Here is an 11,455-nt window from a genome sequence, read left to right on the forward strand (position 1 = left end):
TGTTTTTCATCCACAAGAAATCATGTCCGCCCCGCGCGCCAATACTTCAGGTTGAAATCGAACCTCAGCGCGAATGTCGGCTTCCGCTGTCAGATAGGGACGCACTCGCGAGCACGGCGAAAGCCCGCTTTCCGCCCCTCATGTTCTGACAGGTAGTTTGGATGTGTCTGTATTGAACCGTTTAGCTAAACTTCCTCCATGAACTTCGTCTTCTACGATACCGAAACCACTGGTACGGACACCACATTCGACCAGATCCTGCAGTTTGCAGCGATCCGGACGGATGAAGACCTGAACGAGCTTGACCGCTTCGAAATCCGCTGCCGCCTGCTGCCGCATGTTGTCCCCGCGCCAGGCGCCCTACTGGCAACGCGAGTATCGCCAGCGATGCTGACGGACCCCAGCTTACAGACGCACTACGAAGCGATGCTGGCCATTGCCCAGAGGCTGCGCGAGTGGTCGCCGGCGATCTTCACCGGATACAACACACTCTCCTTCGACGAGCCTCTGATGCGGCAGGCGTTCTATCAGACGCTGCAGCCGATCTACCTGACCAACACGAACGGCAATCAGAGGGCGGATGTGCTGCGCCTGGCGCAGGCCACGGCAGCCCTGGCACCCAACGCCATCACGGTACCCATCAACCACAATGAGCGACCCACCCTGAAACTCGACATGCTGGCCCCCGCCAACGGGTTCGCCCATGAGAACGCCCATGACGCGCTGGCCGACGTTGAGGCAACTATCTACATGGCCCGCCTTATCCGCGACCGCGCGCCGGCGGTGTGGGATTCGTTGATACCGCTGGTCGATAAGTCAGAGGTTCAAGCGCGGGTGCTTTCGGGACAGCCTCTTTGTCTCGTTCAATATCATATGGGTCGACCGACTGTGCTGCCGGTGGTGGGATGTGGGCAGAGCAGCGACAACCCAACCATGCTCGGGGTTTTTGATCTGACAAAGGACCCGGCGCCGGTTCTGCAAAAGGATGTCGATGACCTCGTAAAGGCGATGCAAGGACCTGATAGGGCCATCCGGATTGTCACATCCAACAAGATGCCGGCAGTCGCAGACATCGACCTTGGAGCTGACTATGGTGTGCCAGAAGGTGAGATCGTCCGGAGGGCCTCTCAAATCGTCCAGGATGGTCCGTTTGCCGCGCGGGTGGGCCAAGCCCTGGCCCAACGCTATCCACCTTGGCCGGCCAAAGAGGTGGTCGAGAAGCGAATGTATGAGGGGTTTCCCAGCCGGGCGGATGAGGGTCGCATGCAGGCCTTCCATGTCGCGCCATGGCCTGAACGCGCGGAGATAATCGAAACCCTTGAAGACGACCGCCTGCGCGAACTCGGGCGGCGCATCGTCTTTCTTGAAAAGCCGGCGATGTTGCGACCGGAGCTTCGCCAGGGGCTTGAGACCTGGCTGCACAATCGACTGCACGGGCGCGAAGGCGTGGAAGCAGGTCGCACCCTCGGCGATGCACTATCCGATCTCGACGGGATAACTGCCGACGAAACCAACGCATCCGAGCTGCAAGAAATTCGAAGATGGCTCGAGGGCATCGGTGGTGAGTAGCGGCAAGCTGCAGATGAACCGATACTAAGGTTTGACTGGTTAGTAGGGTTTTTGCCGGCCGCGCGACGGCTGAGTAAACAAACCCGGTATACCCGCAAAACCAGTGGGGGCCGGCAATGCCGACCCCAACCGCATGTTCCGGATCGACCTTAGAAGGGCATGTCGATGGGCGGTGGCGCTCCGGGTGTTTCAACCCGGTAGCGCTTCACCCCAGACGGATCATCTTCGCAGCGCAGGACGCGTCCGCCAACCAAGCGGTCTTTGTGCCGAGCCAGATAGCGGCCGACACTGCGAGGATTGAAGACGTGCTTCGGGGTCCGCTCCGCGAGAGCCTGATGCAGGTCTGCCGATTTCGAACGCGGCGCCTTGGTTGCCGCATCCGCCAGCTCCGCCAGAGTGATTGGACGTCCGCCAACCGCTTCGGCCCACAACTCGAGAAGTTCGGCGAGTTCGTTTTTCCGCGGGTCATCTGCGATGACGGTTTCGCGGGTGATAGCGGGATCATCTTCCCCGAGCCACACCAGGGCCTCGCGCACGAGATTCCACCCCTCGAAGGAACCCATCGGTGTCATGGGGTTTGGCTTTCCTGCTACCACGTAGGCGCGCAAAACAGTGAGCGCGGCAACGACCAGTCGCGGTCGGTCTGCCATAACTTCATCCAGCAATTCGAACGTGTGGGGAATTTGGTCAGGTCGCTCCTCGCCAGTATCGATGCGACAGACCAACGTCCGGCGGCCAAGGTCACCAACAACTTCGAGATTGTTGCCCGTCGCCATCACCAGAACATTGGTCAGCATTTGCTTTCTCTCGGATTTCCCGAGAACACGCGCGGCGATGACCTCGGACGTCAGCATCGAACATAGTGTATCGCCGCCGAGCGGGCGTTCGCAGTTGTCGATCACGAGCACGGCGTCGCCGGCCATCAAAATGCTGGAGAGCCGTTTTTCGTCTTCTTCCGCTGATCCGCCTTGCGAGATGATGGTCGGTTGGTAGCCGGAGGTGATCACACCGATGGCAGCGCACATCAATGTCTTCCCCGAACCAGCTGTCGGCGCGTCTACAGCGAAAAGCGGTGCCGTGGGCAGCGTCCGCCGTATGACCGAGGTTAGAACTGCCGCGAGTAGCACCGACCAGTCAGCTGGCGTGGGCAGCCGAAATTCCCGAAACGGCTTTTTCAGTACACGCATCGCCTCTTGTGCTTCTGCAAAGCTAGGGCTGTCCGGCACCAGTGGGAAAATCTCTCCTCCCGGATCGTAGAGCAAGCCCGACTGGGGATCATATCCGGGCTCCTGCAAGATTGTGCCGTCGGTCCGCATGGTTGGGCTCGACACCAGGCCCCGCAGTACCGGCGCACGCCATTCTCCCACCCGAGCCAGAAGCGCCCGCGCGTGTTCAGTGGGTGGATTGACGGGATAGGGCTCCTCTTTGCCGTATTGCATCCAGACTGCCGAGAGTGCGAATTTCTCACGCAACCAGTCCACTTTGACCGGGTGGATCAACAGCGCCCCACTGGGACGCCGTACGCCGTCCGAGCCTTCGCTGTGCGGCAGGCGAACAACCCGCACAAGGTTTTCACCTCGTTGGTAGATGCCAAGGCCGGCGGCTAGGACGGCTTCCTCGGCAGCATCTACCTCTAATGGCAGGTTGCCGCCTTGCAGGAAAATCACAGGCCGACCTGGATCTGCGCCGCGCGTTCTGCGCGTTTTGGAACCCAGCCATTTGCGGAAGGCCGGTTCGACTTCTTCGATTCCCAGGCGCGCGCAGAGTTCCGGAAGTCCCCATGCGCCCTCGCCTGCATCGATGCGGGCACGGGTTGCCGCGGATTTACCAAGTCGCTTTTCGGCTTCTTCGTCGCCAGCCAATGACGCGACACACTCGATCAGGTCATCGATCACTTCATCATCGAAACCCGCGCGTACGAGCACGCCTGCGATCATCATACAGACTTCATCTCGCTGGCCTGCCACCTTCGGATAGGCCATCGCAACGGCGGATAGCACAGCGATGATACCGCACAGCCTCAGGAACTCGCCCGGTTCGACCTGGGGCAACGAAGTTGTGTCAGAATGCCATTGTACCAGCTCCCCGCTCGGATGGGTTGACGGCGGAAACATGGTTTGATGTCCGGTCCCGCGTAACTCGAGTAGCATCGCGCGGGACGCTTTGAGTTTGGTGGCGACTGCGTCCGGCAACTCAAATGTATAGCGGCCTTTCTTAAGTTTGGCCTGGGCAACGCGGTGGCTGTATGGCGAACCGGGTCGACCGAAGCTTGGCAAGGTATCCAGAAGGATCTTGGCGAGTTCGGCTGCTTCGGGGCAGTCGAAGTCGATGTCGATCAGGTTCCCAGACCGTTTTCCCAGTGCAATGCCGACATTGCTATTTTCGGAGAAATCCGCGTGGATTTCATCTTCGGTCCATGTCCGTGGCTCTTTCCATTTCCCTGCCGGCGATTTTTGAAGAGGGGGGAGCCGAAGCGGCTCCCAACCCAGTTTTACATATTCCATCGCTGCACCAGCAGGCGTGGCCATGGAATCGGAAAGGCGCGTCAACTGCTCACCCATGGTTGCCTCCTTCGATGAAGGCTTCCAAATCACTGAGACGATACCGAACGGCCTTGCTACCAACGCGGATAAAGCGTGGACCTTTTCCGAGATACCGCCAGCGTTCGAGAGTGTACGGGCTCAGCCCAAGATGTTGCGCTGCTTCTTTCGTAGTTAGCAGCGTGCTATTATAAGAACGCATAAGGGCGCTCCTTTTATGCTTGAGCATTGGCTCATGCACGAGTGCGCCACGACCCGTGAGCCATTGCTCGAGTTAAAAGGATGCCAAAAGGGCTATCGGCTGTCGTTGAACGTTGGTCGACGAGTTATGCCGGGGGTTTCTCCCGATGCTGCGGCACCTTGAAAAGGTGTACCCCGCACGCCGCTTCCCGAAACGTTGTTCGGGCGCAGGCCTGTCAACTCCTGCAGTCCTTCAAATATATCAGCGCAACGCTGCAATCAAGCCGGCGGGTTGGTTTATTTTGCAAGACAGCCAGGATCACGGCGTGACATTAGCCAAATCTACGCTCGGCTTGTTCGTTTTCGGCCGCGACGTTTTTCAGGATTTTCGCCGCAACCAGCGACACAGGCCCGCGCAGCCGGTCCAGATCGCTGACAATGTAACCGGCCGTGACGTCGCCAGACAGGCGGTGGTTTAGGAGCCGCTTCAAGGCGTAGTGTGGGATGTCCAGGCTTTCCGCGATGGTAATAAATGTCCGGCGCAAGTCGTGGAGGGTAAAATTGACACCACAGCGTTCGGTCACGCGCGCCGTGAACTTCTTGGTCTCGACGATATGGCCCTTCTTGCTAGAACTGGGAAAAACCCAGTGTGACCGACCTGCCCGAGTCTTTCGGTCCCGCAGCAGGTTCACCAGGTAATCGGACAGCGGAAGGTCCAGCGGGTCACCGTTCTTTGTACGTGGGATATGTAAGGCCCGTTCTTCCAGATTGATCTGATCCCAGCGCAGCGAGGCAATCTCGTTCCGCCGCATGCCGGTAAACAGCGCGATCAGAAGGAAGTCGCGCGCGTAGTCGGGCTCGTCCATCACGGCGGCCCACCAAGCCGGCAGGTCCTGGGCAGAAACCGCGCCGCGCCGGCGTCGCTCGGGATACCAGGCACGCGCCTGCGTTAGGATATTGACCGGGTTCGGTGGGAATTCATCATGCGCCGCTGCGGTCACATTATATACGGACCGAAAATGCCGCATGACGTTGTTGGCGGTAACCTCGCCATGGTCTTTGGCGATGCGCTGATGGCGCTTGAGCACCATCTGGCGGGTGATGCTGGTAACAGGCGACCGTTTCCAGTCCTTCAAGTATAGGTCTGCGGTGCGCTGGTAGCTTTCACGAGTACTGTCCGCGAGACCGCTGCGCGTTTCAAAGAACCGATCAAAGGCTTGGCCGAGGGTCAGGCTTTCCTGCGCAACGCGCCGCTTTTCGGCATTGGGGTCCACACCGGCGGCCATGTCGCTTAAAATGCCCAGCGCCCGTTTGCGGGCTTCGTCCACTGGCACGGCATCAGCACGACCGATGGTCACGCGGCGTGTACGCCCGGCCACCTGGCCTTCCACGTAGTAGACCTTAGACTGGGACCCCACTCGTACCCCGAGCCCGCGAAGCAGCTCATCACGATATAGAATTTGACCCATTTTGGGGTGCGGCAGCGCATCGACGGCGCGTTTGGTGAAACGAAGTGTCGGCATTGAGACCTCCTCTGGCCTCAACTCAACTTATGCATGAAATCACGAAAAAGCAATCATTATCAGATACTTATCTTTCTTCATCTGGCACCGTCCCATGCGCGCGCGCATGAGCCAAAGTCTGTAGGATCACCAGCTATAGAGATATTCATGTCGGCATTTCTCGGAAGGCGATGGTCGTCGCTGCTGCTCTTTTGACATGCAGATTGATCCAGGTAGGGCGCCAGAGAGGGTGGACCGAGAAAGGCAAGAGGTGCTGTGGAGCCCATCGCCGTGCATGGGGTGGGGTAGCCCACAGATGCCCCCTGAAGCTTGCAGAGACACAAATTGAAAACGGGCCGGTCGATGCCGGCCCGTAATCTTTTGCGATCTTCTGTCCTGGAGGTGAGCCGCGTGTCAGATGACGAGTCCAGTGATTTCTCCCAGGGCCTTGAACAGGCCGTGGAAGTTCACGTGGCCAGGGCGATACCAGTAATGAGATCCGTCGTTCCGAGTCTCGTACCGAAAACCCAGCTCTTGGAGGCGCTCGACGGTGATCCGCCCATCAACTGCAGTCGCAAGTATATACTGTCCTCGCCGATCGGTACTGAGGCCACCGAGCTGGCCGATGCGCTCGTGGAAGATCATCACTTGGACGGCGCCCGACTCTACGTAGATGTCATCGACTGCTTGCAGGGACTCGACGGCAGCGATAGCGGCAGAACCGAGTCGCGTTAGGGCGCGGCCTGTTGGGTTGATGTCAAACATTTGATTCTCCTTTTAAGCAGACATCGAAATGCCCAAGGAAGCATCTGGCCTTTCAGCGGAGATTTCCGCGTGGAGGGCACGGACGGTACCTAGGGTCATCGAAGAGCCCAACGTGAACCAACAAAGACAGTCAAGTATTCATTTATTTTTAATGACTTACGTCCGGCACCGCCCCGTATGAGCGGGTGTGGTCCAAGGACATTTTCAACGAGTGCCGTCGGCATTTCTCTCGATCTAGCGGCGCAACGACAGCGCCTGGTCAGCTGATTCGCGGCTCAAGCAAAGAATTCCGCACGGACTGCGGACGGACTGGAAGAGTTTGGTTTGGTGCTGATTTCGCCATCCGGGGCGACCAGACAGAGAGGGTTGACCGGGAGGGCGCATGTGCCCCTGATGACGGAGAAGCCGTGCACGGGGTGGGGTCTGCCGGGTTTTGTTGCTGCCTCGGCGCCGTAGTATTCGCGTTGTGTATACGCGCCACGAACCCCGAGGAGCAGAAGAGAAGATGCCGAACGATTTCTTCGAACTTGGCCCGGAAGCAGCAAGCGCAACCATACTGTTCGCTCATGGCGCCGGTGCGCCGATGGACTCTCCTGCGATGACTGCAATCACCGACGCATTGGTCCAACAGGGCCTGAGAGTTGTTCGGTTTGAATTCTCCTACATGGCCGCCCGCCGAACTGAAGGCACCAGGAAGCCCCCGCCACGCGCCGAAAAACTGAACTCGGAGTACTTGGCCGCAATCGAAGCGCTGCAAGCTGAAGGCCCGTTGATCATGGGCGGAAAGTCCATGGGCGGTCGCGTTGCCAGCATGATTGCGGATGAGCTGTTTGACGCAGAGCGCATCGCTGGGTTGCTCTGTGTAGGCTACCCATTTCACCCAATCGGAAAGCCTGAGAAGCTTCGCACTGAGCACCTTAAACACCTGCGGACCCCAACACTGATCTGTCAGGGAACGCGCGACCAGTTTGGTTCGAAGGATGAAGTCAGCACGTATGAGCTATCGTCAGGAATCCAGTTGAACTGGTTTGAAGACGGCGATCACGATCTAAAGCCACGCAAGCGCATCTCTGGCTTCTCACATGCCGATCACATCACTTCCATGGGCACAGCGGTTTCAGAATGGGTGGAAGGTCGTGTTGGTTAGCAAGCTCTTGGCGTGCCGGGTTTGCCGTGTTTGCAGGGTTTGGTTGGCAGACCGCAGCGCGTAAAAACCAACATTTAACTTAAGTGCGCTACTTGGCGCCTGTTCGAGCGTCTAAATCCTGGAGTCTTTCACGAAGCTAGGCAGATATTGTTTGCACGCGTTTTTCCAGTATCAGTCACTTCGATTTCGAATTGGATTGCAACTCCCTCGAGCATCTGCTGCCAGACCTCTGGTGATACTGAATCTCTGTGCACAAACGTATCTTCTCCCGCTTCATCACGAATGAAACCATAGACAGGCTTCAGTCCTTCCTTCTTTAGCCAGCCACGTCTCACTGGCCCGGACGCCTGCACCTCAACATGATCGGGCGTTGCAATGCCACCATTTTCCGGCTGGGGAACAAGTGATAGGACGTTTTGAAACTCCCTCTGAAGAGCAAGGAATTCCTCTAAAACATCATCGCCTAACGCTTCTTTCAGCTTAGCCACCACCCGGTAGTACTTCTGCAGGTGATTCACCAGAGTGCTATCAAGATGATCATAGCTGATTTCCGCTAGGAACTCTGTGAACTGAGGTAAGTGTCTAATACATTCGCGCGCATTACCAGTTGCCAAAGCGATATCAAATCGTCTTCCGTAATTCTGTAACTGCAAATCGAACAAGATAATTTCAGACCGTAGGTTTGGCGCTCCCAATCCAAGCCCACTCGAAATAAGCTCTTGAGCCCTATCAAAGTCATGTAAGAACATATTGGTTCTTGCCGCCTCAACAATTGGGAGAAGAGATTTAGGATCTAGCTCAATTGCCTTTTCAAAATTCCTAAGTGCTCCAGCATGATCTCCAAAAGACCTCATCAGGAAGCCGCCATAGTAATGATAAAGTTGAGGGTGGTTATCTGCTGAATCCAGTTCAATGGCTGTTTCATAAGCTCCTTGAGCCCGAGACAAATCACCCATCTTATTGCACACAAACGCTTCAACTCTACACACCTCAAAGTAATCTGGGTGGGATCTTTTTAACTCTTCTATCGTAGATAGCGCTGTTTCGAAGTCTTCCTTCAGAGTATTCTGGATCGCCTTCCGTAGCTTTCCGACTGCAAGTGCCTCGGACTGCGATCGGACCACGTACTTCCTTGGGTTGTAACGATCAAGAGATCCCTGTGCCCGCTCCGTCTGATATATTGCTTCGATATTGCGATACTTTGACAATATTGTTTGTAAGTCTCTCAGCTTTTCACCAAGAACTCTAACTAAGTAAGCCTTTGCAATTGGCTTTACTCGATATTCAATCTCATAGTCTGAAGTCGTGTCTTGCTCCACGATTGTGAACCGCATGAGTTGAGCCAAACTCTCCTCAATGTCGCCGGTGTTTTCTTCTGATACATGCTCTAAAATCGCTATTGACGCCGGCTTGGGCAAGGCAGCGAGAACACGAAGTAATCGCCTAGACTTATCGGTCAGCGCCTCGAATACATTCTCTAATACAAACTTTATTGCGACATCTGAGTTTCTGAGAATCCTGGCGGGTTCAAGGCCAGAAGCTACGCCCAAAGCAAACCACTTTAAGAGCAAAGGTCGATTATTGAGGACTTCGGCATGGCGAATAAGTGCCTCATCACTTTCCCGAAGCAGCTTAGGTATATTGTAAGCAGCCGCAATTCTTTTTAAGAAAGCAAGAGCTTCTTGCGAGTTGAATGTATCGACCACAACCGTGAGGTCGGAACCTAACGGAACTCTGGAAGTTAAGAGTACCTTACTCTCGCCTGGTACATCACTCGCAAAGTCGACAAGCGTTTTGTCAAGAATTGTTTCAAGGTTATCAATGACAAGAAGAACCTTATTATTCTCGAGCAAAGTTCTTACACGCTCAATTGGAGAATCTGTGTTCTCATCCATGAACTTGGCTACGGCACCAAATGCGTCCAGAGAATTGGAAATAGCTCCTTCTATTCTTTGAATTTCGCTAGTAGATAATTTCGATGACTTCGCTGAAACCCAAATTATTGCGTCAAAGTCATGATCATTGCTCGCAAGAAGGTCATAGAGAGTTTGAAGAGTAAGTGCGGTTTTCCCGTTTCCACCATCGCCAAGAACAGTGATGACCGGATGTCTTCCAAGTATCTTCTTTTTTAGTTCTTTTTCGATCCGCGGCCTTGGGAAAAATCCAGTATCCTCATAATCTGGTGAAGGAAGGTTATTTAGGATTTCGGGAAAGCTAAATTGTTCGAGAAGCTTTGAGGAAGCTTCGATTAATGATTTTGGATCGTCTTTGTACTTCCTCGTCGTCTCGGAAAGGTTTGGCCAGTACTTAGGTGATTTCAACAAGTCAGTCGCTAGCGCAAAACCTAGGGCGTACTCATCTATTGTAAGAGGCCTTCCATGCATTACCGAATTTCGTACTGAAATACATTTATCAAACGCACGCTTTTTGGAGGAAAAATAATCAGACAGAGATGATGGAAGATACTTTCGCCATCTTAAAAGTACGTCAAACTTTTCTCCAATATCTAAGCCATGTAGTAGATCAAGGTCATCCTCTAAGTTAAATGCAAACTCTCGCTTAGAGAGGTTGTCCTTCGCCTTATTTCTTTCCCCATCGTTAAGTATTTCAATGTCGGTTGAAACTACCATATCGCGGCAGTGAGCAACCAGATCACTCTCAATCGAGTCAAAGAAAAGAAACAAAGCAACCTTTTGGAAGCTGGACATTGAGCATGCCCTCCACTTTTGTGTTTGGCCAAGATGCCGCCCTTGATGCGCTCAATCGGACAATCGTTTCCTTCGAGGTGATATGGGTTGCCCTTGGCTTTCTCGCCAGACTACTCATTCTTGATGCTCGGGCTAGCTTCAAATTCGAAGAAAATGGGGCGCTTGGCCTTCACCACATTGTTTGCAAACCATCACACGTCCACCTCTTCAATTTTCTCTAACTCAAGCCGGGCCTTTTCCTGATTCAGACGCCACCGTCTGATGACATAGAATGCAAGCGCCTTCCGAGTTTCGATTTTTATGTGCGTTCTGTCTTCAAAGCCGTACTCCAGCCGGACAGCCTGCGCCTGTGCATCGGATAGATTTGAACGCGGGCGTATCCACATGCGCACAAAGTTGTGCCAGTCCGTGTCAACCGCTAGAGCAGACGACCTGTACCGCGTTGCCGCCTCAGTTTGCTTAGTTATTCGTATCGGGAGATAATCGCGGTAGGTCTCGTGCTTATAGCTCCATGCGCGGAGATAAATTGCCTCTCCGTCGAAATGGAAGCGCACCGGACTGATCCACTGCGGTCCGGAGAGACCGCTCGTCATCGAGGTGTAGGTAATCTGGATGTCTCGTTCGCCCTTCATGGCTCGGTAGAGTTGCGCGACGACGGTGGGGTCCATCACGCGATTAGGAAGAGGGATGCTCGCGCCCAGCGATGGCGTCTCTTGATCGAGCAATTCGAAAACTTGCTCCGGGCCAGCATCCGTCAACGGGTTATGGTCGCCGCTAGAAAAATAGGCCTTCTCAGCGGCATCATAGACTGGCGGCGTACCTGTCAGCGATAGATACGTTCGAAAGTCTACCGCAGCCTGTGCCATCGAGATATCGAACCGTTCCATCAAGTCACGACGGTTCGCCTGACCTCTCCAGGTCAGGCATTGGTCGAGGAACAAAATTCGCTCACGTTGCGCGTGTTTGAGGGCTTCCAGAGTCATGTGCCAAGCAATACTTGACTCCCTGCTGGAAGTCCATACATTTACTATACGTATAGAAAGT

General features: G+C 54.9%; 8 protein-coding genes. 2 read left to right on the forward strand and 6 right to left on the reverse strand.

Annotated features, from left to right (window positions below):
* Positions 1-198: 198 nt before the first annotated feature.
* The gene (locus AC2FNV_RS15915) at positions 199-1,569 is read left to right on the forward strand and encodes an exonuclease domain-containing protein (RefSeq protein WP_496773839.1); all 1,371 of its coding nucleotides are present in this window, start codon (positions 199-201) and stop codon (positions 1,567-1,569) included.
* Positions 1,570-1,718: 149 nt separating this feature from the next.
* Here AC2FNV_RS15915 and AC2FNV_RS15920 read toward each other — a convergent pair whose 3' ends face one another.
* The 4 genes from AC2FNV_RS15920 to AC2FNV_RS15935 form a co-directional block, all read right to left on the reverse strand.
* Positions 1,719-4,130: a bifunctional DNA primase/polymerase gene (locus tag AC2FNV_RS15920; protein ID WP_496773841.1), complete on the reverse strand. Its 2,412-nt coding sequence runs from the start codon at positions 4,128-4,130 to the stop codon at positions 1,719-1,721.
* Complete coding sequence (locus tag AC2FNV_RS15925) at positions 4,123-4,311, reverse strand: helix-turn-helix transcriptional regulator (protein ID WP_496773843.1); 189 nt, start codon at positions 4,309-4,311, stop codon at positions 4,123-4,125. The genes AC2FNV_RS15920 and AC2FNV_RS15925 overlap by 8 nt, the downstream gene beginning before the upstream one ends.
* A 310-nt stretch (positions 4,312-4,621) precedes the next feature.
* Positions 4,622-5,812 carry a tyrosine-type recombinase/integrase gene (locus AC2FNV_RS15930; RefSeq protein WP_496773845.1) on the reverse strand — a complete coding sequence of 397 codons (1,191 nt, stop codon included), beginning with the start codon at positions 5,810-5,812 and terminating at the stop codon, positions 4,622-4,624.
* A 393-nt stretch (positions 5,813-6,205) separates the two neighbouring features.
* The gene (locus AC2FNV_RS15935) at positions 6,206-6,556 is read right to left on the reverse strand and encodes a hypothetical protein (RefSeq protein WP_496773847.1); all 351 of its coding nucleotides are present in this window, start codon (positions 6,554-6,556) and stop codon (positions 6,206-6,208) included.
* Between the two features lie 505 nt (positions 6,557-7,061).
* Here AC2FNV_RS15935 and AC2FNV_RS15940 point away from each other — a divergent pair.
* On the forward strand, positions 7,062-7,703 hold the full coding sequence (locus AC2FNV_RS15940; protein ID WP_496773848.1) for an alpha/beta family hydrolase: 642 nt from the start codon (positions 7,062-7,064) through the stop codon (positions 7,701-7,703).
* 128 nt (positions 7,704-7,831) lie between these two features.
* Here the strand turns inward: AC2FNV_RS15940 and AC2FNV_RS15945 are convergent, their stop codons facing one another.
* A complete protein-coding gene (locus AC2FNV_RS15945; RefSeq protein ID WP_496773850.1) occupies positions 7,832-10,411 on the reverse strand; it encodes an NB-ARC domain-containing protein in 2,580 nt (859 codons plus the stop codon).
* Between the two features lie 191 nt (positions 10,412-10,602).
* Positions 10,603-11,394, reverse strand: a complete 792-nt coding sequence (locus AC2FNV_RS15950; RefSeq protein WP_496773852.1) for a BrxR family transcriptional regulator — start codon at positions 11,392-11,394, stop codon at positions 10,603-10,605.
* Positions 11,395-11,455 lie beyond the last annotated feature (61 nt).

Source organism: Ruegeria sp. BHSA163 (genome assembly GCF_059613365.1).